Genomic DNA, 23,900 nt, shown 5'->3' with positions numbered 1-23,900 from the left:
TTTAAGGCTTAGCGCGGGTTAGCGGACAACGTCCTATACACGTCCCGTAGCAAGAAGCCCCGGTCGGCCGCCCACGCCCACCCCAGGCTGGCCGTTGCGAGACCGGTGCCGATGAGGATATAAACCTGCTCCGCGACAACGCTGCCCAAGGCAAAGTCGCGCATGGTAAAGCCGCACAAGAACGCGAATATCGTGCAGACCACCGGCAGCAATCCAGGCGCTGAGGCTGGGCGCCAGGCAGCAAAAACTAAACCGCTCGCCAGGCCGAAGCGCAGCGCCGCAGCCTCCATCAGAAGGTGTGCGCGCTCCGGGTCGGCCCCTTCCGCGAGGGTTCCTTCACTGCCCAGGGTGGTCAAGCCGGAAGCACTGACGACGACCACGATCGCCCAGATCAGAAACGCCACGGCCAACACTCCGAGAGCTACCCGAGCCAGCGTGAGCGATGCCTGCCGCGCGCTGGAGGCCCGCTGCCACTCCGGCTCCACGCCAGCCAGGATGACTTCCGACAAGTCCTGCGGCGGGAGGCCCTCAGGTTCCACGAGGCTCAGTGAGCGAGACAAGGCCGCCGCCTTCTCCCGGAAGGCGGCACACTCCGGGCAGCCGGAGACATGCGCGTCAATGACATCGGGCGCCAGCTGCGGGGCTTCCCCATCGAGCTGCGCGGAGATCGCCGCTTGCACCTGCTCATGCGTCAGCACGGCTCAACACCCCATCCACACTCGCCCGGCCGGAGCCGAAGACAACGATCATGAGCAGCGACACGATGAGCACCAGCGGGTACTCGATGCCACCATCGGCGGCGAAGAGGCCATTGCCCATATGTACGAAGTACAACGCACAGGCCATAAGCAGCGCCAATGCCCCTGCCACAAAGGTGGTGAGCAGGCCGACTACGAGGGCCGCCCCGCCCAGCATTTCTGCGAAGGCAGCCAAGTACGCCGAGGTCTGCGGTTGCGGAACTCCCCATGCGGAGAATTGACCGGTTACCTCGTCCATGCCGCTAAAGAACATCTTGTCCACACCGTGCGCGACGAAGATAACTCCCAGCACCGCGCGGAAGATGAGCAGCGCGGCATCGCGTACGGCGGGTCTATTCATGGTTCATAGACTACCCTGGATGACCACCTCCCTCCGAAAGGACTCCCCTCCTACCATGCACATGTGGACCTCGCTGGACACTCCGCTCGGCCGTCTTCTCCTTGTCTCCTCTAAGCGGGGTTTGTCACGGGTGTGTTTCCCCGGTGAATCCCCGGATCTCAGCGGTCTGCAGCGCCTCCCCGATGGCCCTACCAGCGCCCGACACCACAGTTTTGCGGACGCTGGTGTTGCGGGAGCTAGTGTTGCGGGGGCCGACGCTCTCGTCGCCGCTGCCCAGCAGATCACCGAGTACTTTGCGGGCACGCGTAGGGACTTTGAGCTGCTTCTCGACGTCCCCGCATCCCCACACACCTTCCGCGACCGCGCGCAACGTGCGCTGCGCGATATCCCATTCGGTGAGCGCTGGACCTATTCGCGCCTCGCTGCTGCCGCCGGTAGTGCGCAGGCCGCCCGCGCTGCTGGAAGCGCCTGTGCTACGAACCCGCTTCCCATCGTGGTGCCGTGCCACCGCGTCGTTCCTGCAAGCGGCAGCCTCGGTTCCTATCGTGGGGGCACAGCCGCGAAGCAGATGCTGTTGGAGCATGAGGCCACGCTCTGCGGCACGAGGCCGTGAGAGCCGTGGGGAACCGATGAACCGATTCTGCAGTCTAAAAAGGCATGACTAGTACACAGATGGCAAACGATACGAGACTTGTTTATGACTCCGCAGGGCTTGGCCGCCCCGCCTGGGCAATGACCTCCCCGCTTCTCCAAGAGTATTACGACACCGAATGGGGCATGCCCGTCCATGAGGAATCCGCCCTGCTGGAACGCCTCTGCCTGGAAGGTTTCCAGGCCGGGTTGAGCTGGGAACTAGTGCTGCGCAAGCGCGAAGCCTTCCGCGCTGCCTTTGTGGGTTTTGATGCAGACCTACTGGCCAGCTTCGGGGAGGAAGAAGTCGAGCGCCTCATGAACAATGCGGGGATCATCCGCAACCGTCTGAAAATCAACGCGGTGCTTAACAACGCGAAGGCCACGGTGGCCTTGCGGGAGACAGGCGGGCTCGATGAATTCATCTGGAGCTTCCTGCCCGCTGACACGATTGCGCCGGAAAGCGAAGAGGATATTCCAAAATACACGCAAGAAGCCTTGGACATGTCCAAGGCTTTGAAGAAGGCCGGCTTCAAGTTCGTCGGCCCAGTGACGTGTTTCTCCCTGATGACGGCCATCGGGATGGTTGACGCCCACCTAGTAGGCTCCCATCGGCGCGGCACATCCGGCATCTGGCCGGCCTAGGGGCCGGGTGGATTAACCAACTCGGCGGGCTGCTAGGTCATCGCGGCGCTGGCGCGAAGAGGGATGGGGACCGTCGAAGCCATCGTCGCTATCGCCCTCCGAGTAGACGGGCAGGTAGTCAAAGTCCGGGCTCTCATCATCGATTTCCAAGATGAGTGCGCCCGGGCGGCGCAGGTTGGGTGGCAGCGACTCGGCGGGGTTCTCCGCATTGCGCACACCCAAACGGGCGCGGCGCAGGTGGTAGACGCGTCGGCGCAGCAGCTCCCGCTCGCGGCGCACCTGGGCGCGCAGGGCCACCAGGTAGACCATGGTCATAATGCCGGCAATACCCGCCAGCCACCACGTCCAGCTCCCGACAACAATACCCAGGCAAACCGTGGCCACCACTGCTACCGCCAAGCCGATGAGCGTGCGCTGGCGGCGCTGATAACGCGTGGCGGAGGCTTCCTTTTCCTTCACCGGATCCCAGCCACCGCGGCCCAGGCGGCGCTGGGCGAAGGCCAGTTCCTCGGCGGACAGCTCGGTATCGCTTCCGCTCACATCCTCGTCCTCAGTCTCAGCAGCAACAAGGTCCCCGCCGTGCGGGACTGCGTCCGAGCCTTCCTCTGTGTCTTCGGCATCAGCGCTCTCCGCTTCAACCGCTGCTTCGTCGGCGCTATTCGCATCAGCCGCAGCCGGCTCTTTCTCCACCGTGTCGATGGCTCCCGGATACATCAGATCAACCGGCGAGGTATAGGTCTCATCGAAGTCATAGGCATCCTCGGCCACGCCGGCGTTGGCAGGAGCCGTGAATACCTCCGCAGCATCCGCCTCAACGTTCTCAGCCTCCTGCTCCGACCCATGATCATCCTCGGCAGCGTCGTCGGAATCGTCCTCGAGCTCGAAGTCCGTCTCGGCGTCCTCAGCTTCTACGACTTCGCCATCAATCGTGTCCGCCACTACGGATTCGGCAGCGCTCTTTCCTTCGGCATCGCCCTGCAGCGACTCCGCAGTATCAGCAACCCCCTCGGCCTCAACCAGCTCATACTCGGACTCCTCATCGCTGGCCTCCGCTGCTGCCGGGGCGTGCGGGCGGATATCGTCCTTGCCCAGGCGCGGTTTACGGCGGCCCGGCACGGAGCCGGAATCTCCTTCGAAGAGCACGCGGGTCTCTTCAAAGGCCTCACCTGTGTGGCTCATCGGACGCTGCGAGCGCAAAAGCAACGGAGCGAGGATGAAGAGCCACAGCACGATTACGAGAATGATCGGCACGGCAGTCATCATGTGGCTGAGTCCCACTTTCAGGGGTCGACGAAAAAAGGGAATATAACTAGGCCCCTACTCTAGCTGCCCAACCCCGCCCCGTGGGCACCAACGAACCCCTAAATTACAAGGTTGTTACTCAAGTGAAAGCAGAGGTAGTTGACCTAAACAATCTCCGGTCTAACACGGGCTTAGCACCTGCTAAGCCCCCTGCTAGGCCCCCGCGATTCGTCCCGCCGCACGGAGGCGCTCCACCGCCCCAGAGGCAAAATCCTCGCGATTAAGAGCCAAAAAGTGATGGTCCCGCCACGCGCCGTCGATATGCAGGTTGCGGCGCAGGAACCCTTCATCGCGGAACCCGTTGCTGTGCAGCACCTTGCCTGAAGCGGGGTTCTCCGGCAGATAGGTGGCCGTCACACGATGTAGCCCCACACGATAAAAGGCATGGTCCACGCCAAGAGCACAGGCAGCAGTAGCCACGCCCGCACCGTGCACCGCGGAATGCACCCAATAGCCAATCCAGCATTCGCTGACCCCTCCATGCTGGATATTGCCTAAGGTCAATTGTCCACAGAATTGGCCATCAACCTCAATGACCAGCGGCACCACTGTCCCAGCCCGGGCCGAGTCACGCAGAAACATCAGGTGATTCCACCAAGCCGACTGAGAGTGCGCCGCATCCCACTCCGTCGGCAGCGTCGGCTCCACCGGTTTGAGGAAATCCCTATCCTCGATGCGCTGCCGTCGCCACGCCGCACCGTCCCTCCGCAACAGCGGGCGCAAACGTAGCGTCGCCCCGCGCGGGAAGACACGAGACTCCCGCAGCCGTACCGCGGGTGTAGCTTCTGGCCAGCCCGGATGATCGGGGTTGACCCCACCGGTGGCGGGAGTAGAAAAGCGCCCCGCAGCGGTACCAAAAGGATCAAGCATGACGTGTGTGCCGGCGACTAGCTGCGCTGGGTCAGGAACAGGACGTCCACCACGTCCCCGGGACGGATCTCTGTCACTTCCTCCGGAATGCGGATCATCGCGTTCGCTTCCGAGAGCCCTGCGAGCAGGTGCGCCGGCGCACCCGCCGCACCGCCCAGTCCTTCCACCAGATAGTCGGAGGTTTCGGCATCCCGCATGAGCCGGGCGCGGATGTAGCCGCGGCGCCCCGGGCGGGATTCCATGTGGTTGAGCACGCGTGCGCGCACCACGCGGCGTTGGCCGCTGCGCTTGCCCAGGGAGAGACGGATCAACGGGCGCACAAAGACCTCAAAGATAACCAGCGCGGACACCGGGTTCGAGGGCAACAGGAAGGTCGGGATGCGCTCCTCCCCCAACAGACCGAAGCCCTGGACCGATCCTGGGTGCATGGCTACGCGTGAGGTATCCACATCTCCCAACTCATCAAGGACCTCGCGGATTTCTTCCGACCCCGCGCCACCCACGGCACCGGAGATCACCAGCACCTCGCTGCGCGCCAGGTAGGTTTCCAAAGCCTCGCGCACGCGACGCGGCTCGCCGGCGGCGATGCCGACGCGGTGCACGTCCGCGCCCGCCTCCTTCGCGGCCGCTGCAAGCGAATAAGAGTTCACGTCGAAGACTTGACCTAGGCCGGGCTCGCGGTCGACGTCGACAAGCTCCTTGCCAAAGGACACGATGGTCACGCGCGGGCGGGGGTACGCCAGCACCTTCGAACGCCCCACTGCCGCGAGCAGGCCAATCTGCGCTGGGCCCAAGATGGTACCGGAGGATACGGCAACATCCCCGGGCTGAATATCATCACCCACGCGGCGCACGAAGTCCCCCGAGCGCACCGGGCGGTGCGAGGTCACGCGCTTGCGGCCGCGGTCGGTCCACTCGAGAGGAAGGACGGCGTCGGCAAGCGTCGGCAGAGGCGCGCCCGTGTACACGCGCACCGCTTGCTTGGGCTGCAAACGCAAAGGCTGGCGCGACCCTGCAGGAACCTCCCCCACTACAGGCAGGGAACGCTCAATCTCCGTCTCCGTGGCGGGTGCATCCGCATCCTCAACGTCGTGGCGGGAGCGTGCCTTGAGGGCCTTTTCTCCCCCAACGTCCACGGCGCGCACGGCATAGCCATCAATGGCTGCTTGCGGAAACCCCGGGAGCGGCTGGTTTGCCTGCACCTCCTCCGCGCACTTGAGACCTAGGGCATTCGCGATGGCGATGCGTACCGGCTCGGGAGTCATCGCTGCATCAAGAATGAACGCCATCTGGTCATCGACCGAACGCATGTACCGCCTGCCTTTACTCTGGGGTATGTGGGGCCTAAAGGGATGGAAGTTACTGGAGTAGAGCTTAGCGCGCTAGGCGTGCGAAGGCTTAGCCCTTCAGCCCCTTTTCTTCTTCGTAGTCCTCCACAATCTTCTTGATCGCCTTGTAGAGTGCAGGACCGTACTTCTCATCACGCAGACCAAAGTCAACGTTGGCCGGGATGTACCCACCCGGGTTGCCCAGGTCATGGCGCTTACCCTGGTGGACTACGACGTGAACGGGGTGGCCTTCCTTGATAAGGAGCTCGATGGCATCGGTCAGCTGCAGCTCCCCGCCCTTTCCTGGCTTGATGCGGCGAAGGGCATCAAAAATCTTCCTGTCGAGCAAGTAGCGCCCAGTGGCCACGAGGTTCGAAGGCGCATCGTCCGGATCCGGCTTCTCCACCATGCCCACGACCTTCTTCACGCCCGGCGCGTTGGTGTCCTCAACGTCGAAGACGCCGTAGTTATAGGTCTCCTCGCGCGATACCTCGAAGGCGCACAGCACGCTGCCGCCCAGGGCGGCGCGAACCCGGGCCATCTCGCCCATGACGGTGGCCGGCAGGACAATGTCATCCGGCAGCATGACGGCGAAGAATTCTTCGTCATCCTCCAACACGGATTCCGCCAAGCCCACCGCGTGGCCCAGGCCCAGCGGTTTTTCCTGCTCCACGGAAATCGGGTGGATCAACTGAGCAGCACGCTTGACCTTGGCCACTTGCTCGTCTTTGCCGCGGGCGTCGAGGGTCTCGACGAGATCGGGGAACTCATCAAAGTGCCGCATCACTTCCTGCTTGTTCGGCGCGGTAATCACCGCAAGGCGCTGGGCGCCCACGGACGCGGCCTCTTCCGCAATGAGTTCAATACCCGGCGTATCAACGACGGGGAGCAGCTCCTTCGGTACGGTCTTGGTGGCGGGCAAGAAGCGGGTGCCCATGCCAGCAGCGGGAACAACGACCGTAGCGATCCCGGTGTGGGAATCCTCGTGTGCAATAGCCATAAGTTCCACTTTACAATGCGCCCTTCCCGCTCCCGTGCTGCGCTACGCCGTCCCGCTATGATTGACAACCATGACGACCTCCCCCAAGGACGCCTTAAGATCCTCACTCCTGAACGCTCGGCGCGAGCGCAGCGCCGAGCAGCGCGCTGATGACAACGCCGCGTGGTGCGCCGGTGTGGGTGAATTACTCACTCCTGCGATGCGTGTTGCCGCCTACCATCCCCTGGGCACAGAGCCGGGTGGCCCCGACTTCGTGGAGACCGTGTCCGCACTCTGCAAGGAGGTCTACCTTCCCATTTCAGGCAAAAACGGTGAGCTCTTGTGGACGCTGTATGGCGGGCCGGAGGCCATGCGCCCAGGGGCATTAGGGATTGCAGAGCCCGTCGGGCAGCGCCATAGCAGCGAAATCCTGGCGCACCTCGACCTCATCTTGGCGCCCGCAATGGCGGTGAGCGAGTCAGGCATGCGCCTCGGAAAAGGCGCCGGCTACTACGACCGCGCACTCACCCCGCTTCCCACTGGGAACCCGCCTGTCGTGGCTCTCGTCCACTCCAGCGAGGTCCGGGACGTCCCCTTCGAGGAACACGACCGTCCCGTCGATGGCATCCTCACCGAGCGCGGGATGCGCTGGCTTTAATCGGCCCCTTCTCAGATTCCATGCCGCCGCCTGGGAACCGCGCGGGTCGGAGCGCAGTCTAAAAAGGTATGGACTTTCTTCACGTTCTGCGCACCCCCGGGCATCGCCGCAGCGTTCTTCTGCGCCGCGTAACGGCCGCAGTCTTGCTCGTGGCCGCGGCGGCCAGCGCGCTCGCTTCTACCCGTGAGCAGCCGCGCGTGGTGGTCATGGCCCGGGACGTCGCCGCCGGGGAGACGCTGGCACTTGGCGATGTCTCCGTGGCCCGCGTCCCCTCCTCCGCTCTCCCCGCCACGGCGTTGGGGAGCAACCCGGAAGATGCGGTGGGGCGAGTTCTGGTGGCGGCGGCCAGCGCCGGCGAAATACTTACCACCACCCGGCTGCTCAGTTCGGACCTCATCGCAGACTTCGGGATGGAAGACGGCCACCTTATCCCACTCACGCTCGCCGAGCCAGACGTTGCCCGCAACCTCCATCACGGCGATACGGTCAATATTGTCGGTGCCCTCGACGGTGGTGACGACGCTTCCCTCCCCGCCCGCGGTTCAACGATTGCCCGTGGCGCACGCGTCGTGTCGGTGGGTGCCGGCGGAGAGGATGCCCGCACGCACACACTCCTCGTTGCGCTACCAGCCGAAGCAGCCGAAGCTGTGGCAGCCGCGTCACTGGCACAACCGCTCACGGTTGTCATTGTGGGCGATCGCGCCCACAGCTAGCTTGACCTGTGAGAATCGCCGCATTTATGTAAAAAGGTTGTTAGAGAATGTTGCCGTGACACGAAAACTCTGCCTACTATAGGCACATCCACTCAGGCGCTTTATGCTCTTGCAGTCTCGCGACTGCCGCGCGACCCCGCGGCACCACCTGCAGGATGGCGCACAAGAGTGGCTTTCGCTATTCCAGTATTTCCACATGCTTCGTCTTACGTTGGCGCCCCTGCGCATCTAGGGCCTCTCTCAGAGAGCATTATGGCTCTATGCCTGCTTTTCTCCGATTTTTCCGAACAGCGCGCCTACGCACAGTGCGGACTACTCAGTAGCAGACACTTAAGACACACGAAGCACCTACCCCCGTAGATAGGACAACCACCACCATGCTCAAGGGCTTTAAAGATTTCATCCTGCGCGGCAACGTCATCGAGTTGGCCGTAGCGGTCATCATCGGTGCCGCCTTCACCGCGATCGTCACCTCCATCACCGATCACATCATCCAGCCGCTGATTAACTCCCTCGGCTCCCCAGACTTTGGTGGCCTGGGCTTCGCAATTACCGATAGCCCGGAGACCTTCCTGGACTTCGGTGCAGTCATCACCGCCCTTATCAATTTCCTCATCGTTGCCGCTGTCATCTACTTCGTCATCGTTGCTCCGATCAACGCCGTCACCGAGCGCGCTAAGCGCCGCCAGGGCGTTGACCCGGAGGAGCCGGCTCCGACCACCGAGCAGCTGCTCGGCGAGATCCGCGACCTGCTCGCTGCTGAAAACGGTGGCACCACCACCAACAAGCCTGACTCCAGCATCTAAGCCAGCAGCCCCAAGCCTAAAAATCCCGCAGAACCGGCATTTCGCCGAAGTTCTGCGGGATTTTCTTTTGCCTCCGCCCGCTGCTCACGCACTACTGCGTGGTGCCAAAATGCGGCGGCATGTTCTCGCGGTAGAAGGCCTCTCCCGTGGCCTCGTCCTCGCTGTCACCACCGGGGCCGCCTGCGTCCACCTCAAAGCTCACGGTGCGCAGCTCATCGGCCCCTGCGGCGGAAGAAGAGCCAGCAGCCCCAGACATTGGCCCGTGAGGAACATCGAAGCTGCGATCGTAATTCTCGGCCGTCGACGGACGCTTCACGCGACGGCGCGCCCGCGGGGTACGCGGTGTGGAATCAGCCATTAGACGCTGGACTTCTGCAGCTGATCGACGAGGTGGTGCACCAAGGGGGTCAGCGTAGCCATGCCATCACGTACCGCCGCGCGGGAAGACGCGACGTTGACGATCACCGTTGAACCAGACACTCCCGAAATGCCGCGGGATGTGCACGCATCCACCGCACCGCATGCTTGGCCGGAGGAGCGCAGGGCCTGGGCCACGCCAGGGACCATTTGGTCCAGCACCGCGCGAGTCGCCTCTGGGGTCTTATCGCGCGGGCCAACGCCCGTGCCGCCAATCGTGAGGACCAAGTCAACGCCCCCGACCACGCCGGTTTCAATCGCCTGCCGGATCTTGGACTTCTTGGAACGAACGATTACTGCGCCGTCGACGGTGAAATCAGCTTCAGCCAACAGTTCGCCCGCCAAGCGCGACGTGTCCTGCGCTGCATCATCTGGGTGGTCGGTAACGATGACGACGAGCGCGCGGCGCGGTGCTTGCACACTTTGTTCTTGTTCGCTCGCGATGAGGAAGGCGTCATCTGGTTCGGTGACATCATCGAGTTCGCGTGAGGCATCGCGCCCCAGCAACTCAGTTGCGTCGGTGTTTTCTGCCACGGAGGTTCTCCTTAAAGATAGGGGCGGAATCTTCCGGTAGTGGTTTCTTCACAAGGTCTCAGGGTGCGGTGTTCGTGCGGCGCTCACGCACCGCCCAAGTATTTGTTAACTTACTCGCTTGCCAGAGTTACCTCTACCTTTCTCACATCTTCGCTGTCTCGGCTCCGTACCTCCAGGGTCACGGTCGCGCCGAACTCCTGGGAACGGGTTGCCGCGATGAGGGCATCAGAGCTTTCAATAAGCCGATCGTTGACGCGGGTGACCACGTCACCAGACTTGAGCCCTGCCTTATCGGCTGGGCTATCGCGTTCTACATCGACGATCTCCGCACCAAGGGTGTCGCTTTGCGCGCGGACCTTAACGCCCAAGGTTGGGTGCTTGACCTTGCCATTGTTGATGAGCTCATCGGCCATCCGCTTGGCAAAGTTGGAGGGAATAGCGAATCCCAGACCGATGGAACCGCCCTCGGAATTCGAGCTACCCGATAGCGAGGCAATCATCGAGTTCATTCCAATGATGTTGCCTTCCATGTCCACCAAGGGACCACCGGAGTTGCCTGGGTTGACGGCGGCGTCGGTCTGGATGGCGTCGATCAGCGAGGACTCCCCACCTTCCTGCGAAGCACGGACGGGACGGTTCTTGGCCGAGACAATTCCGGAAGTCACCGTAGCGTTGAGTCCCAGCGGGGAACCGACGGCAACGACCTCTTGCCCCACCGCGGCAGCGTCCGAATCACCGAACTGCAGGAAGGGAAGCTCGTTAACGTCATCAATCTTGATGACAGCAACGTCCGTGGTCGCATCCGAGGCCACAAACGTGGCGCTATGGCGGGAACCATCATTCATGGTCACTTCCAAGCGCCCGCCTTGATCCGCGCCGGCGACGACGTGGTGATTGGTCAACACGTAGCCGTCCGGGGAAATAATCGAGCCCGAGCCCTCGGCACCGCCGGAGCGGGTAATGGAGTAAATGGATACCACTGCTGGAAGTACCTTCGATGCCACGTCCTCGACGGAGCCGTCGGCAGGCTCTTTACCGGTGCTGTTGGCCACCGGCTGGCGCTCCAAGACCTCATTGACCGTCGAGGTGGAGGACTTGTCCTTGCCCACCGTTCCGACCACCACGCCGGTAACACCGCCGGCAGCGATGAAGGCTACGAGCATCATGGACAGCGCGGTGCCCAGGCCGACCTTGCGCTTGGCCTTAGGCTCATCGCTCGGTTCCACGACCCGTACGCCTGCCCCCTCTTGGCCCGCGAAGAACTGGTTCTGATTACCAGCATGCGCCGCAGTGTAGCGCTGACCGGCATAAGGCTGTGTTCCCTCCTGCGAGTGCTGCCCTGCCGAAGGCTGCTGTGCTGCCAAACGCTGCTGACCTTGTTGACCGAATCCATAATTCGAACCGCCATACGGCGCCTGCGCCCCGTAAGGCGCCTGGGAAGGCTGGTTGCCAAAAGAAGAAGCCTGGGCTCCCTGCCCCGCCTGGCTTCCGTAGGGCGACTGTCCGCCTTGCCTCGATGTATCCGACCGCGGCTGATTCCAGCCATTCGATTCACTTCCCGCAGAAGGTACCTCGCCTCGCTGCTGTGATTGTCCCCGTCCGTCAAAGTTCTGCGGGCTATCCATGGGGTTATCCATGTTCGAATTCCTCATATTCATGTCAGGTAGTGTGCACCATCGCGCTGGCGCGTATCTGATACTAATCTGCCAGTGTGCTACGAGAAGCTGGACGTTTCCTGTGCGCCTTGAGCTGGGGTGATCCCTGGCACACTAGCCCTGATTGAACCACCGCTCCGCAAAGATATGGCCACGGTCGTTGCGCTCTTTCGGTTGGCTCACCGCGGGGTCTTGTAGCTGCCCCGCTGACTGCTGCTCAGCGGAGAGTTCGGGCTGGAAATCGTAGGGCAAGTCTTCCAGCCCGTCCACCAAGGCATCACCTTCGGTGGGGTGCCCGGGCAGGATAACCTCAATGCGCGTTCCGCCGTCCGCGGAATCCTTGATGGTGATCTCTCCATTGTGCCTCTCCACCACGGATTTCACGATTGCTAGGCCCAATCCTGATCCCGGCATGGCACGGGCTTCAGCAGAACGGTAGAAGCGCTCAAATACCTTGTCCCGTTCCTCCGGAGCGATGCCGGGGCCAGAATCGTCAACGCGCAGGCGCACCTTGTCAGGGGCGATTTGCCGCATGGACACGCGCACGGTCCCCGTCGGCGGGGACCACTTCGCAGCATTGTCCATAAGGTTGAGGGTGGCACGGCCCAGCGCAAAAGGATCGCCGTCGATCATCCACGGGATAAACCGCACGCGGAAGTCCACGTCAGGACGGCGGCGCTTGGCGCGGTTGAGCGAATTCTCCAACACTTCGTGCAGCTCAACGGGCTCCGGCTCCTTCTCAGTGGCGTCCTCGCGCGCTAGGTCAACCAAGTCACCGATCAGGGTGGCCAATTCCGACATCTGCGCCATTACGTCATCTTCGAGGTCGCGCCGGTCTTCCTCACTGATGCCAAACCCGCCACCGGACTTATTGAGCATCATGAGAAGCTCAATGTTCGTCCGCATGGACGTCAGCGGGGTCTTAAGCTCGTGGCCGGCATCAGCCACAAACTGTGATTGCTGCACGCGCGCGTGCTGCAGGGCGGAAAGCATTCGGTTAAAGGACACAGTAAGTTGTGCCATTTCATCGTTGCTCTCCACGGCAATCGGCCGCAGGTCATTGGTCTGCGTCACGTAATCAGCAGCCCGCTTGAGGCGAGCGATCGGCTCCATGCCGGTCTTGGACACCACCATTCCCGCGAAGACGGAAAGCAGCACGCCAAAGGCCACGATAATCAGCAGCGCGGAGCCCACCGCGGACACAATCTCCTCCGTGGGACCAAGGTCCTTGGCCAGGACTACCGTGGCGCCACCTTCCTGGGACTTGGCCAGCACGCGCTCACCACCCAGGGTACGGATGGAGCTTTCCATGGTGTCCCCGTCCGGTTTAAAGTCCCCACCCACCGGCAAGGCGTCACCATAGGAAAAGGTAGCTGCTGGCGGAGAGATAGAGACCCGAGTCGAAGGATTGTAGAGCTTAAAAGAAGCGATCTCCTGATCGATATTCTCCACGAAGCGCGGATCCTGTGCCTGCTCCATCAGCACGTCCGCTTGCTGCATGATTTGCTTGTCGACGCTCGCCGTCATCGACGCCGCAACCAACCAGTAGGTCACCAACGTCATCACTGCCACCGAGACGGCGACAACGACACCAGTAACCAAAGAAAGGCGCCACCGAAGCGGCGCCCGCGAAGCCCAGCCGCGACGACCTGACAGGCCCAACCATGCCGTGGAATCTAGGTCTTCAGAAGGCACCGCGTCAGGCGCGGGCCTCCGCAAAATCACGCGATAGCCTCCCTCATGACATAGCCGACGCCACGCACGGTGTGGATAAGACGCGGCTCGCCATCTTCTTCGGTCTTCTTACGCAGGTAGCCGATGTACACCTCGAGAGCATTTCCGGAGGTGGGGAAATCATAGCCCCATACTTCTTCCAAGATGGTGTTGCGGGAGAGCACCTTGCGCGGGTTCTCCATGAGCAAGCGCAACAAGGCGAATTCGGTGCGCGTCAGGGAAATCTGACGGTCACCACGGGTGACTTCGCGCGTATCGGCATCGAGCTTGAGGTCCTCAAAGCTCAGCTGGGTTTCAACGGGCTGCTGCTTGCTGATCGACTCCGCAGCAGCACGACGGACTAGGGAACGAACACGAGCCAAAAGCTCTTCAAGAGCGAAAGGCTTGGGTAGGTAATCGTCGGCACCCGCATCGAGCCCTGCAACGCGGTCGGACACGCCATCACGAGCCGTGAGCACGAGGATTGGACGGTCCCACCCCTCACTGCGCAAGGTTCGGCAGACTTCCAAGCCGTCCATGTTCGGCATCATCACATCGAGGATGAGCAGCCCTGGGTTCTCCCTGTGGACCATCTCGACGGCCTCTACGCCATCGGCGGCCAACATTACGTCGTAGCCATTAAACTTCAAGGAGCGGCGAAGCGATTCGCGTACGGCCTGCTCGTCATCCACGACAAGAATCTTCATGTTTCCAATTATGTCCTATCTAAGGCGCATTCACGAAGTGGGCCTAGTTCTTTCGCCCCCTTAAATTACCCCTTAAGATTTTATTCACCCCGCTACCCTTGGCATCAGCGAACGCCCAGACAAAAAGGCACCGTAGCCAAGCACTGCAGCCTCGTGAATGAGTCACTGCAGCGCGCAACTAGGCCAACAAAAAATGCCCGGAGGGATTCACTTAGAAAGAGTGAATCCCTCGGGGCAATAATTGCAGCCTTGAGGCTGAGAAAGCCTTAGAACTGCTCCACGTCGACCAGGCCGAGCTTGGCGGCCTTCACCAGACGGCGCGGGATGCGCACGGTCTGGCCGTCGATGGTGACTTCCTGGAGGGCGACGTTGTCAGCCTTCCACTGGGAACGGCGAGAGTGGGTGTTCGCGCGGGACTTCTTAAACTTAGGAGTTGCCATCTTTTCCTATCCTCCTTACGCGTTCTTCTTCTTGCGGCGAGCCATTGCACCGAAGCGCTGGTTGAACTTCTCAACGCGGCCAGCGGTATCCATAACGCGCTGGGCACCGGTCCAGAACGGGTGGGACTCAGCGGTGACGTCAACGACGATGAGCGGGTACTCGTTGCCGTCTTCCCACTCAACGGTGCGATCGGAGGTAGCGGTGGACTTGGTCAGGAAGGAGTGGCCGGTACCGGCATCCTTGAAGACCACCGGGTGGTAATCCGGGTGGATATCTTTCTTCATATGTCGATTCCCTCAGGGTTGAACTACGGGTCGGTTCCTTCCGCAACACTTCTCCGGCATAGAAGGAAGTGTGAAAGGATCGTGCCCGAGTTGGGTCTCTATACTTACAAACTGTGCGGCTCGTGCCGACAACTTGACATATCCTACAGGCCACCAGCATTAAAACCGAAATCGCTCTGGCCGCCACCGCCGCGCTCCGACGGACAGAATCCACAACCACACCCCTCACCTGCCCCTTCGGCAGGAACGCGCCGTAGATCAGGTATAGATCAGAGGTATCCACACCGGCCCGCATGCCGGCGGTGATTAGGTTCTGCAGGCTGTGGCATGTAAGATTTCCCCTTGCTGTTGTCAAAGTAATCGTTTTACGCCCCCATCAACTGGTGTTCAACGGATTAAGCCTCCTGCTCAACCTCACTTTTTCGAGCGCCGCGCCTCACCGCGGAAATAGGCCTCCGTTAGTCGCTTTCGATGTGGGCGGCTAGGAGAAAGAAGACCCATGTCGGCTATTTGCCAGGTAACGGGCCGCAAGCCGGAATTCGGCAAGCAGGTCTCGCACTCGCACCGCCGCACCTCGCGCCGTTGGAACCCCAACGTGCAGCGTCGTCGGTACTACCTGCCCTCTGAGGGCCGTACCATCACCCTGACCGTTTCCACCAAGGGCATGAAGATCATCGACCGCGATGGCATCGAGTCCGTCGTGGCTAAGATTCGCGCACGTGGGGAGAAGATCTAAAGATGGCACGTAATGACATCCGTCCAATCATCAAACTGAAGTCCACTGCGGGCACCGGTTACACCTACGTGACCCGTAAGAACAAGCGCAACAACCCGGATCGCATCACCTTGAAGAAGTTCGATCCGATCGTCCGCAAGCACGTCGAATTCCGCGAGGAGCGATAATTTATGGCTAAGAAGTCAAAGATCGCCAAGAACGAGCAGCGCAAGGAAATCGTCGCCCGCTACGCGGAGCGTCGCGCTGAGCTCAAGGCAATCATCAAGAACCCGAACACCCCGGACGAAGAGCGCCTCGAGGCGCAGTTCGAGCTGAACCGTCAGCCGCGCGACGCCGCCCGCGTCCGCGTCCGTAACCGCGACTCCGCTGATGGACGTCCGCGCGGTTACCTCCGCAAGTTCGGTCTGTCCCGTGTCCGTATGCGCGGCATGGCTCACCGTGGTGAGCTGCCGGGCGTTCGCAAGTCCAGCTGGTAAAGGGGTACCCATACAATGGCTGTCAAGCGTAATAACCACAAGAAGTTCCGTATGGAGCAGACCCGCCGCCCGAAGAAGAACCCGCTCAAGGCCGAGGGCATTGAGAAGGTTGACTACAAGGAGATCAAGACCCTGCGTCTGTTCATCTCCGACCGCGGCAAGATCCGCTCCCGTCGCGTCACCGGTCTGACCCCGCAGCAGCAGCGTCAGGTTGCTACTGCCGTCAAGAACGCACGCGAAATGGCTCTCCTGCCGTTCACGTCCCGCTAAACACTAGCTGGTTTCAACAGCGCACTTTTGCCGCTGTACTCGTGACTCACTAGGACAGGACAAAAGAGCTTTCAGGCCGCCGCCTCCTTCCCCCTCTCGGGGCAGGCAGGCGGCGGTCGTCGTTTTCGCGGCTAGGGCGGTTGCTCTGCCGCCCCACAAATTCCCAGTGCTACATTGAAGAGCTAGAAAGCCCCTGACGGAAAGGCAATTAACACCTGATGCCGCTGCACGAATCCCTCACTGATCTCAGTGAACTGGCCGCCCACTGCCACTCCCCCGCCCACGCGCGTGGACTATTGGAAGAAGCCCAGGACCTTCTGCGCAATGCCACCGCCCACCGGACCGACGGGGTCGAGCTTGCGGCGTGGTTTTCCCGCGTGGTCACCGATATTGTTCGCTCCCCGGGTCTGGCTAGCCCTGTGCGGCTGACAGGCGCTGCCGCCCGCGGGGATCTTCTCCCCTCACTTCCCATCACCTGGCTGGGCGCCGACGAGCAGCTGGAGCAAGTCATCATCGAGGCCGGATTGCCCTGCGGCGCGGTGGAGGAATGCGCCTCAACCCGCGCTGATGCCGGCCTGCCGCTGGGCACCGGCGGCGAGGAGGAACTCTATGCCGAGGCTGTTTCGCAGCGCCCAGCGCCCCTCAAACTCGTGGATGGGCTGCCGGACCGCTCCGCCGAGGTGTCCATTCGCCGTTCCCTACTCGCCCCCGTTTCGGCCATCGCCCGCTGGGCAGCGCCGGCACCTCGGCCCACCCCTGACCGCCTTGCCATTGGCGTGGAGCGCGAATTGCTCACCTCGGCCGAGGCAGAAGGCCTGAGCCTGGCGTGGGGCACGGGAATCGCGCTGGAATTGGGGCGGTGGTACGACGGCGTCGACAAGCACAGCGTTATTCTCGAAGACCTTCCGCCATTGGACCGCACCGCCTACGGCTCGGCGTGCCGCACAGTCTCCGCTGCCGTCGAATCCATAATGATCCGGCACGGTAATGTGGTTAGCTGAAGTCAAAGCTACGCTTTGACGAACGCCGTTCGCGGCGGGGTGTACGATTACTGACTTGCTGTCAGTTATTACATGAGTTTTATCGAAGGGAGTCCGCCTCATGGCAGGTAGCGTTGGCAGGCCAAGGAAGAATAGCCCACGCCGCCGGGGAAACACCGCGCGCGAGGAAATCCTGGATGCCTCATCCGAGCTCTTCACTACCCAGGGCTTTGCGACAACCTCGACGCACCAGATCGCCGATGCCGTCGGCATCCGGCAGGCATCGCTGTACTATCACTTCCCTTCCAAGACGGATATCTTCCTCACGCTGCTGAATTCCACCATCGAGCCCTCACTCGAGCTGGCGGAGGAGCTCGCGGCCTCGGATGCAGCGCCGGCGCAGCGCCTGTGGTCCCTGGTGGCCGCGGAGTCCCGCCTGCTCTTGACGTCGGCGTGGAACGTGGGCCGCCTGTACCAGCTTCCGGTGGCTAACTCCCCGGAGTTCGGCGAGTACCACGAGCAGCGTGATCGCCTCAAGGATCACTTCCGCACTGCCGCCGCTGGCATTGTTGGTGATGATGACCCGCGCGTGGAGCTGCCTTTCCACATCGCGCTTTCCGTCATTGAGATGCGCCCCAACGATGGCACCGCGCCTTTCGACGCCTCGCAGCGCGTGCCGGAGCAATCCGCCATGCTTGCCGACGCCGCCCTAGCAGTCCTCGGCACCACCCCTCCCGACAACGCCGAAGCCACTACCTTGGAGCTGCTGAAGAACCGCAACGACTCCATCTCGGCAGCCGCCGCTGCCGCGGCCGACCGTAAGAAGACGACGCGCTAACGACCGTGCCGGATGGCGTAATGCGCCAAGAAGGTCTTATACGGTTTATAGGCCTTTTCGCCGTCCGCCCGAAGACTGTCCACGAGGCGATCCATCTTGTGGTTGGTTTTCTTTTCGGTCCAGTCCAGAGCCTCAGCAATCTCGCGCACCGAGGGAATATCGGCATCAGTTGAGCCCGGCTTCTTGAGGTAGCTGGCTAGCTGGCAAAGCAGCTCCTCCTGCTCATCGTTGGGCACATGGCGGGTGCGGGTGCGCTCCTCATCGAGGTCCTGCTCGCGCTTAGTCCGACGCGAGTAGTTGCTGTTTTCGACATCGATGTAAAGCTCATAAGGGCATTCCGGGGTTTCAAACGTAATTCGTGACGGGCCCGGCGGCACGGCCGCCACCGAGCGCGGGCCGAGATCGATGCGGGAGAAACCCTTAACCCCGCGCAGCTCGATGCGCAGCGGAATGTGGCTGCCTACGTTGCAGATCATCCAGCCTTGACCGCCGTACCACAGTTGGAAAAGCTGACGGTGCAGGGTGAGATCCCCCTCGCCGATCCGGAAGTCACCAGCGCGGCCGACGACTACTTCCTCGCCTGGTGCCATGACCAGTACGCCGCCGATCAGGTCATCGATGCGCAGCCTGGGCCCCCGGGGCGCGTCGTGCGATGGGAGTGGCTGTTGCTGGCTCATGGACACCTCCGTAGGCGGCTGGACAATTCGCGCACATCGCCGTTCGGCTCGGCGATATGCCTCAACAATGCCCTACAGTGTAGCGACTCTCACCACAGTACTGCGGGGACAAGCCGCTTGCCCCAGCTTGTTGGGGACTAGGACACGATGGCCCATGTCACCACGAAAATGAGGATGATGACAACAACGGTGACTGTGATGATCAGAGCGTTCTGATTATCCATGGTGGCTGGTTTGGCAGCTCTAGGCTCTGCCGCGGCACGCTTGTGAACGGTAGCCCCCGGTACCGCAGGAGTCACCGGCGTGGAGGGAGATACCGTCCCGGGTGAGGCGACAGGGTTAGCGGGAGCTACAAAACCGGTCGGCATAGCCTGCTCGACAGACCCAAAGGAACCGGCAGGTCGCGGCCAGTATTGCGTCGGCTGCCCAGGGGTTTTTGCCTGCCGTGGCTGCGCGGGTTCCGTCGCCTGGTTGGTGGTGGGCTGGGAACGGGAGACGTCGTCAAGCGCGGCAATGAAATCCCGGGCGCGCGCATAGCGTTGCATGGGCACGCTATCCAGCGCCTTGTTCAGGACAGTCTGCACCTGAGTCACCACCCGTGCGGTGTCCTTCGCCAGGAACGTCGTGAAAGCATCACTAGACAAGTCCGGGATGCGCCGCTGCCCTTCCCACTCACTGCGCGGCATCGTGTCCTTAAGGTGATGCAGCGTGAGCATCTCGAATGCAATAAGCGCTAGCGAGTAGTCATCCGCGCGCGCCGACATATCGTCATCGCCATAGGCATGACCATTATTTTCCGGGGCCAGGTACTTTTCAGTGCCCACGATGTGGCCAACCTTCGTCAGACGGGATTGCCCCTCTTCGATGCTGATCCCGAAATCGCTGAGCACGGCAGGCGGCAGGCTGCCCGGGGTCTTGCGCAACAGGATATTTGCGGGCTTGATATCGCGGTGTACCCACCCGGGATGTAGCTCGTGGTGCATGTAGTCCAGCGCCGAAGCAATCGGCGTGAGGTAGTAGACCACCTCAGCCACGCTAAACCCCCGGCCTTCCTGCGCGCGTTCCCGGATGGCGTGCGCCAGGGTTCCGCCGTCGATGAACGCCATCATCATGACGTCGTCACCGCGCGGCGTGGACTCCTTGGAATAGAACTGGACCACTCCCGGGTGACTGCCAATCTTGGTCAGCGCCTTCATTTCGTTGTTGAAGCGGGCGCGGGAGGCTTCATCGCGGACATCATCCAGCAGCACCTTGACGGCAAGCTCACGAGAAAGATCCGGATCGGTGGCATGGAAGACCTGCCCCATGCCGCCTTCACCCAGCAGGTACACGTTGGTGTACCGCTTCTGCTGGGTCAGCCATTGCACGAAGTAGGAATTAGTCACCGCCCCATTGCACCATATGCACAACCAAGCATGAGGGTGCCATGTCCCATCGCCCCCAAATGGAGGGGACTTCACCGTGGTTCAGTCAGGCATGCGGGAGCCAGTTATGCTACCTGTTGTTCTCTATAGTTTTCCAAGGACCCTATGACCACCCCAGGATTTGGCACTAACCCCTACGAGCACACGAGCCCTGTGCACGGCGGGCCTCAGCAGACCCAGCCCGACCAGCGCAACCTCGTTCCGATCATCTGCGCGATCGCCATCCTTATCGCACTCCTGATTTCCGGTGCCGTGATCTGGAATCACGTCCGCTCCACCGGCCAGGAAACCCCCAGTACCGCCGAATCCTCGGAGCAAGCGCAATCCTCCGCGGAAGAAACCGCACCAGAAGACGACGAAGAAGAGGACACGGAAGGCGCGCCGAGCGAGGAAGCACCAGAGACCTCAGCCAGCCCTGGAGCTGCTGACGTCCCAGAGGGCCTAACCGCGGCCGGCTGGTCCGACTACCCGGAGGCGCGTTGCCAGCAGGGCGAGGACATGGTCTTCGCCGCCGCAGGTTCCGATCCGGTTTCGCACATCGTTATCTGCGAAAAGCAGGACTCGCTCTTCTACCGCGGCGTGTGGTCTAACGGTGCCGCTTTCGGACCGGCCCGGGGTGAGGGCAGCTCCTATACCGCCTCCATCCTCGACCCCACCAGCGGCGAGGACACCGGTTCCGTACTCACCATCCGCGGCACGGACTATGACATCGATGGCGAGGCCGGGACCTTCGAGGATTACTGGCCGCGCTAGGGGTCCTTAGACCGCGCCTTGCTGACAGCCTGCATCGGGCCATTCCACCTCGGCGGCGGCGAGCTGCTTGACTAGGCGCGTGAGCATCTGCTGGGCTTCTCCGTAGTCCCCGGATTCGGCCTTGGCATAGATGGCCACCGCCACCGTGTGCCCGCCCAGTGAGACAAGCCCCATCTGGCGGGCTTCATAGGCCCCGTCCTCGGCTGGGCCCCAGCCGCCCTTCATGACTGATCCTTCGAGGGTGCCCAGCCCATACTGCTGTGCGGGATCGGGCTGTCCCATGGCTGCCAGAACGGGATCAGTGCCCTGCTGGCATCCCAGGGCGGCGACAAACTCTGCTTGCTCGGCTACCGGCCACTGCGTTTGGCCAAATGCACTAAAGCCGGGGCGCGGTGGCGTGGCGGGGACAGTAGCCGTGCCAATGATCTCCTGGGTTGCCTGCGCGGCGTGCTCTCCCCCGCCGAGTGCCTCCCAGAGGGAATCGGCCGCGGCATTATCGGAAAAGGTAATCGCCCGCGACACGGTCTCCGGATCGGCCACGCCGGCGCGCTCGGCGGCAATGGCCAGCGGCACCTTCGCTGTGGACCATGCGGACTGCGGGTCTGTGATGCCTGCTGCGGCGACGGTATCTGCGCCGGCCACCGCGATTCCGGTCCCCGGGTTGTCGGCCGCGATGGCTTCGAGGGCTTCGTGGATGTCGGAGGCCTCAATCACGGGTGGCTCCTTTTCGGGGGTGGACTCAGGCAGGGTGGGCTGGGGGCTGCTCGCTGCCGTGGGTTGCTCCGGCGCGGAGACATCGCCGATGGTGCAGGCGCTTAGCGACGCCACCGCAATCCCCGCGATCACCACTCGTGCTGCTGCTTGTTTCATCGTTGACCGCCTGCGTATTAGAGGATGTACACAACCGCATTGTTGCCACCTTTGCAGGTGACAAATTCACCGTTATCGGAGCAATCCATTGTGTAGTTCTGCTTGGTGGTTGGGCTGTAGGCCTCAATCGTGGCGTCATACTCATGGGTATCCACCCAGTGCTTGACGTACTCGTCCCGCACAGCGTTGGCGAATGGCTCCGACGTCACCTCAGTGCCGCGGTAGACGCTGTTGAAGTTGCCGCCGGGCTCATTTTTCCGCGCGGCGTCGTTCGCCGGTATCGCCCCCGCAGGCAAGTCGGGGTGCTCCGGGCGTTTCTGTGAGGCGGAGCTCGTCGTAGTTTCCTCCGTGGTCTTTTCCGCCTCATCCGCCGCAGAAACCGTCTCTTGGGTGTCGTCGTTGTCCTCGGTGAGCTGCGCCGCGGTGGTCAGGGGCGCATCAGCCTGAGTTCCCGTGCCGCTATTTTTGAAAAAGATAAGGTAGGCCAGCGCGGCAATGACGAGCAGCACCGCCAGGATCAGCACGGCGATGAGCACATACTTTCCGCCGTTGCCGGAACCACGGTGCGCCGGCGCGCTCTCCGGGTAGGCAGTGGAATAGGCAACCGGTTGTTGTTCGTACTGGCCGCCGCCCTGCGCTGCTGACTGGGGCGGGAATTGCTGGGTGGGAAACTGCTGCTGGGCGTAGTTGCCTTGCGCTCCGGAGTGGGCGAAGGGGTTGGAGTAATTGCGCTCACCTTCCTGTGGGAAGGCCCGAGGGTGCACGGGGCGTTCCTGGGTGGGCGGGGCCTCAAAATCCACAGTGTCCGGGTGAGTTTCCTTGCGGGAAGGCTGTGGCTGGCCACCATTTCCCTGCGAGTGCTGGGAGCCGAATCCGTGGTTGCGATCTGAATCAGTCACCGGGGCCTCCGTAGATCTAGACATGTCAAGTGCGCCCTGTGGGCACGTTTCTATCTTTACTATCTTTACACAGCCGCACTGGTGACGGTGGCGTTCGAACGTGGCGGGGAGTACTCCCACGGGAGTGTCCCTCACACCACACAGACGGTGTCACAGAGTTTAGATTGTTAGAGGTACCTCTTATACTCCACCTTCCTGCGCACGGAAAGGCTGTTATTCTCCCGCCATGACTTTTCCTACCGGCCCTTCGGGCACGCCGCCGCATAACTCCGGCCCTTCCGGCTTCGGTTCCCCCGGGTTTGGCCGCCCCGGCGGTTCTCCCGTTCCACCCGGCCAGCCACAGGCTCGCCCGAGTGGCTTTGGCAACACACCGCCGTTTGGTGGGCAGCCCACTGGCACCCCGGCGCAGCCTTCCTTCGGTGGTGGCGCGCCCACGCCGCCGCCCCAACCCCAGCCGTCCCAGTACTCCGCGCCTGCTCCTCCACAAGGCAAGGGACGATTCAGCGGCGCTATTGCGGCGCTGATCTCCCTATTCATCGTGCTGGCTGTGGTCCTCGGTGTGGGCGCGTGGTTTATCTGGGGCCGCGAATCCTCCGACGATTCGCAGACCGGTGCCTCCTCTGAGCCGACGACGACCGCCTCGCTCGCGGGAGCTCCAATCACCACGTCCGCGCGCATCGACACCGACTTGGAAGCAGGCGGCGTAGTCATTGCCCGCACGTTCTTCCCGGATTCCTATGTCTCGCAGTCCGGCAGCACCAACATCGCTGACGTGCAGCTGAGCGAAGGACACAGCCAACTTATCGCTGTCTTTGGATTTAGCGATGACCGCGCAAATACGAACGTTGCCAGTGCCACCGTTACCGTCAACGGCGCTGACGGTGCTGAGCTGGCCTCCTTCGAGGTTCCAGCAGAGGAAGCTCTCGAAATGCCCATCAACATCGCAGACCACCAGGAACTGCGCTTTACTTTTACTTATAAGGACGCCCGCGGCAATCCCGCGGACAACTCTGGCTTCGCGGTGGCTTCCCTCCACGCGCAGTAGCGCGCACCGCCGGGTCATCACGCCGTGGCGCCGAAGCTGCCCTTGTTGCCAAAGTTATTGCCTCTGACCGCGTGGCGGCGCATAACTTCGTCGTTTAGGGCAGTTGTTGTCCTCGAGGGAAAAGCTTCCGTGCATGCGAAAGCCGCCTCCCC

30 protein-coding genes are annotated in these 23,900 nt (G+C 62.1%); 13 read left to right on the top strand and 17 right to left on the bottom strand.

The window, feature by feature from the left end:
- Positions 1–8 precede the first annotated feature (8 nt).
- Both QKE52_RS08980 and QKE52_RS08975 read right to left on the bottom strand, forming a co-directional pair.
- Positions 9–698, bottom strand: coding sequence for a zf-HC2 domain-containing protein (locus QKE52_RS08980; RefSeq protein WP_046646951.1), 690 nt, complete (start codon positions 696–698; stop codon positions 9–11).
- Positions 685–1,098, bottom strand: coding sequence for a DoxX family protein (locus tag QKE52_RS08975; RefSeq protein ID WP_046646952.1), 414 nt, complete (start codon positions 1,096–1,098; stop codon positions 685–687). The genes QKE52_RS08980 and QKE52_RS08975 overlap by 14 nt, the downstream gene beginning before the upstream one ends.
- Positions 1,099–1,117: 19 nt before the next feature.
- On the opposite strand from QKE52_RS08975, the gene QKE52_RS08970 reads away from it, so the two are divergent.
- Entirely contained in the window at positions 1,118–1,711 is a 594-nt protein-coding gene (locus tag QKE52_RS08970) for a methylated-DNA--[protein]-cysteine S-methyltransferase (RefSeq protein ID WP_347948602.1), read from the top strand.
- Positions 1,712–1,755: 44 nt separating this feature from the next.
- Entirely contained in the window at positions 1,756–2,373 is a 618-nt protein-coding gene (locus QKE52_RS08965) for a DNA-3-methyladenine glycosylase I (protein WP_080975044.1), read from the top strand.
- A gap of 12 nt (positions 2,374–2,385) precedes the next feature.
- Here QKE52_RS08965 and glpR read toward each other — a convergent pair whose 3' ends face one another.
- From glpR to QKE52_RS08945, 4 genes are all read right to left on the bottom strand, one after another.
- A complete protein-coding gene (gene glpR / locus QKE52_RS08960) occupies positions 2,386–3,633 on the bottom strand; it encodes a gephyrin-like molybdotransferase receptor GlpR (RefSeq protein WP_347948632.1) in 1,248 nt (415 codons plus the stop codon).
- Positions 3,634–3,828: 195 nt separating this feature from the next.
- Entirely contained in the window at positions 3,829–4,545 is a 717-nt protein-coding gene (locus tag QKE52_RS08955) for a GNAT family protein (RefSeq protein WP_080975043.1), read from the bottom strand.
- A gap of 17 nt (positions 4,546–4,562) precedes the next feature.
- Positions 4,563–5,855: a gephyrin-like molybdotransferase Glp gene (gene glp, locus QKE52_RS08950; RefSeq protein ID WP_070510397.1), complete on the bottom strand. Its 1,293-nt coding sequence runs from the start codon at positions 5,853–5,855 to the stop codon at positions 4,563–4,565.
- An 88-nt stretch (positions 5,856–5,943) separates the two neighbouring features.
- On the bottom strand, positions 5,944–6,873 hold the full coding sequence (locus QKE52_RS08945) for a UTP--glucose-1-phosphate uridylyltransferase (protein WP_046646956.1): 930 nt from the start codon (positions 6,871–6,873) through the stop codon (positions 5,944–5,946).
- Positions 6,874–6,943: 70 nt separating this feature from the next.
- On the opposite strand from QKE52_RS08945, the gene QKE52_RS08940 reads away from it, so the two are divergent.
- The 3 genes from QKE52_RS08940 (at position 6,944) to mscL (ending at position 9,029) form a co-directional block, all read left to right on the top strand.
- On the top strand, positions 6,944–7,510 hold the full coding sequence (locus tag QKE52_RS08940; protein ID WP_049154209.1) for a 5-formyltetrahydrofolate cyclo-ligase: 567 nt from the start codon (positions 6,944–6,946) through the stop codon (positions 7,508–7,510).
- Positions 7,511–7,578: 68 nt separating this feature from the next.
- Positions 7,579–8,223: an SAF domain-containing protein gene (locus QKE52_RS08935; RefSeq protein WP_070510403.1), complete on the top strand. Its 645-nt coding sequence runs from the start codon at positions 7,579–7,581 to the stop codon at positions 8,221–8,223.
- 377 nt (positions 8,224–8,600) lie between these two features.
- Positions 8,601–9,029: a large conductance mechanosensitive channel protein MscL gene (mscL, locus tag QKE52_RS08930; RefSeq protein ID WP_071409386.1), complete on the top strand. Its 429-nt coding sequence runs from the start codon at positions 8,601–8,603 to the stop codon at positions 9,027–9,029.
- A gap of 91 nt (positions 9,030–9,120) precedes the next feature.
- On the opposite strand, the gene QKE52_RS08925 is transcribed toward mscL, so the two are convergent.
- The 7 genes from QKE52_RS08925 to QKE52_RS08895 form a co-directional block, all read right to left on the bottom strand.
- The gene (locus tag QKE52_RS08925; protein WP_049154202.1) at positions 9,121–9,387 is read right to left on the bottom strand and encodes a hypothetical protein; all 267 of its coding nucleotides are present in this window, start codon (positions 9,385–9,387) and stop codon (positions 9,121–9,123) included.
- Positions 9,387–9,980, bottom strand: coding sequence for a MogA/MoaB family molybdenum cofactor biosynthesis protein (locus QKE52_RS08920; RefSeq protein ID WP_046646961.1), 594 nt, complete (start codon positions 9,978–9,980; stop codon positions 9,387–9,389). Before QKE52_RS08920 ends, QKE52_RS08925 begins: the two co-directional genes overlap by 1 nt.
- A gap of 110 nt (positions 9,981–10,090) precedes the next feature.
- Positions 10,091–11,638, bottom strand: coding sequence for a trypsin-like peptidase domain-containing protein (locus tag QKE52_RS08915; RefSeq protein ID WP_347948600.1), 1,548 nt, complete (start codon positions 11,636–11,638; stop codon positions 10,091–10,093).
- Positions 11,639–11,749: 111 nt separating this feature from the next.
- Positions 11,750–13,360, bottom strand: coding sequence for a HAMP domain-containing sensor histidine kinase (locus QKE52_RS08910; protein ID WP_347948599.1), 1,611 nt, complete (start codon positions 13,358–13,360; stop codon positions 11,750–11,752).
- Complete coding sequence (locus QKE52_RS08905) at positions 13,357–14,055, bottom strand: response regulator transcription factor (RefSeq protein ID WP_049154197.1); 699 nt, start codon at positions 14,053–14,055, stop codon at positions 13,357–13,359. Before QKE52_RS08905 ends, QKE52_RS08910 begins: the two co-directional genes overlap by 4 nt.
- 266 nt (positions 14,056–14,321) lie before the next feature.
- Complete coding sequence (gene rpmF / locus QKE52_RS08900) at positions 14,322–14,495, bottom strand: 50S ribosomal protein L32 (RefSeq protein WP_010187615.1); 174 nt, start codon at positions 14,493–14,495, stop codon at positions 14,322–14,324.
- A gap of 15 nt (positions 14,496–14,510) precedes the next feature.
- On the bottom strand, positions 14,511–14,780 hold the full coding sequence (locus QKE52_RS08895; protein ID WP_005530151.1) for a type B 50S ribosomal protein L31: 270 nt from the start codon (positions 14,778–14,780) through the stop codon (positions 14,511–14,513).
- A 499-nt stretch (positions 14,781–15,279) separates the two neighbouring features.
- Here QKE52_RS08895 and rpmB point away from each other — a divergent pair, with 499 nt between their 5' ends.
- The 6 genes from rpmB to QKE52_RS08865 all read left to right on the top strand — a co-directional run bounded on the left by rpmB (position 15,280) and on the right by QKE52_RS08865 (position 18,080).
- Positions 15,280–15,516, top strand: coding sequence for a 50S ribosomal protein L28 (gene rpmB / locus QKE52_RS08890; protein ID WP_010187623.1), 237 nt, complete (start codon positions 15,280–15,282; stop codon positions 15,514–15,516).
- A gap of 2 nt (positions 15,517–15,518) precedes the next feature.
- Positions 15,519–15,683, top strand: coding sequence for a 50S ribosomal protein L33 (gene rpmG / locus QKE52_RS08885; protein ID WP_010187624.1), 165 nt, complete (start codon positions 15,519–15,521; stop codon positions 15,681–15,683).
- Positions 15,684–15,686: 3 nt separating this feature from the next.
- Positions 15,687–15,992, top strand: coding sequence for a 30S ribosomal protein S14 (gene rpsN / locus QKE52_RS08880; protein ID WP_010187625.1), 306 nt, complete (start codon positions 15,687–15,689; stop codon positions 15,990–15,992).
- Positions 15,993–16,007: 15 nt separating this feature from the next.
- Positions 16,008–16,262, top strand: coding sequence for a 30S ribosomal protein S18 (gene rpsR, locus QKE52_RS08875; RefSeq protein WP_010187626.1), 255 nt, complete (start codon positions 16,008–16,010; stop codon positions 16,260–16,262).
- A gap of 218 nt (positions 16,263–16,480) precedes the next feature.
- A complete protein-coding gene (locus QKE52_RS08870) occupies positions 16,481–17,263 on the top strand; it encodes a hypothetical protein (RefSeq protein ID WP_070515928.1) in 783 nt (260 codons plus the stop codon).
- 100 nt (positions 17,264–17,363) lie between these two features.
- On the top strand, positions 17,364–18,080 hold the full coding sequence (locus tag QKE52_RS08865) for a TetR/AcrR family transcriptional regulator (RefSeq protein WP_070545568.1): 717 nt from the start codon (positions 17,364–17,366) through the stop codon (positions 18,078–18,080).
- On the opposite strand, the gene QKE52_RS08860 is transcribed toward QKE52_RS08865, so the two are convergent.
- On the bottom strand, positions 18,077–18,757 hold the full coding sequence (locus QKE52_RS08860) for a hypothetical protein (RefSeq protein WP_046646970.1): 681 nt from the start codon (positions 18,755–18,757) through the stop codon (positions 18,077–18,079). The two genes, QKE52_RS08865 and QKE52_RS08860, sit on opposite strands and share 4 nt — an antisense overlap.
- A 137-nt stretch (positions 18,758–18,894) precedes the next feature.
- Complete coding sequence (locus QKE52_RS08855; protein WP_347948595.1) at positions 18,895–20,142, bottom strand: protein kinase; 1,248 nt, start codon at positions 20,140–20,142, stop codon at positions 18,895–18,897.
- Positions 20,143–20,286: 144 nt separating this feature from the next.
- Here QKE52_RS08855 and QKE52_RS08850 point away from each other — a divergent pair, with 144 nt between their 5' ends.
- Positions 20,287–20,934, top strand: a complete 648-nt coding sequence (locus tag QKE52_RS08850; protein ID WP_049154189.1) for a hypothetical protein — start codon at positions 20,287–20,289, stop codon at positions 20,932–20,934.
- Positions 20,935–20,940: 6 nt separating this feature from the next.
- Here the strand turns inward: QKE52_RS08850 and QKE52_RS08845 are convergent, their stop codons facing one another.
- Together QKE52_RS08845 and QKE52_RS08840 are read right to left on the bottom strand one after the other, a co-directional pair.
- Complete coding sequence (locus QKE52_RS08845; protein ID WP_232745230.1) at positions 20,941–21,804, bottom strand: hypothetical protein; 864 nt, start codon at positions 21,802–21,804, stop codon at positions 20,941–20,943.
- 17 nt (positions 21,805–21,821) lie between these two features.
- Entirely contained in the window at positions 21,822–22,703 is an 882-nt protein-coding gene (locus QKE52_RS08840) for a hypothetical protein (RefSeq protein ID WP_102233748.1), read from the bottom strand.
- A 226-nt stretch (positions 22,704–22,929) separates the two neighbouring features.
- On the opposite strand from QKE52_RS08840, the gene QKE52_RS08835 reads away from it, so the two are divergent.
- On the top strand, positions 22,930–23,748 hold the full coding sequence (locus tag QKE52_RS08835; RefSeq protein WP_347948594.1) for a hypothetical protein: 819 nt from the start codon (positions 22,930–22,932) through the stop codon (positions 23,746–23,748).
- Positions 23,749–23,900: the final 152 nt, after the last annotated feature.

This window comes from Corynebacterium sp. c25Ua_47 (genome assembly GCF_039907205.1).
Classification (GTDB): Bacteria; Actinomycetota; Actinomycetes; order Mycobacteriales; family Mycobacteriaceae; genus Corynebacterium; species Corynebacterium hiratae.
This window is presented reverse-complemented; position numbering and strand designations above follow the sequence as displayed.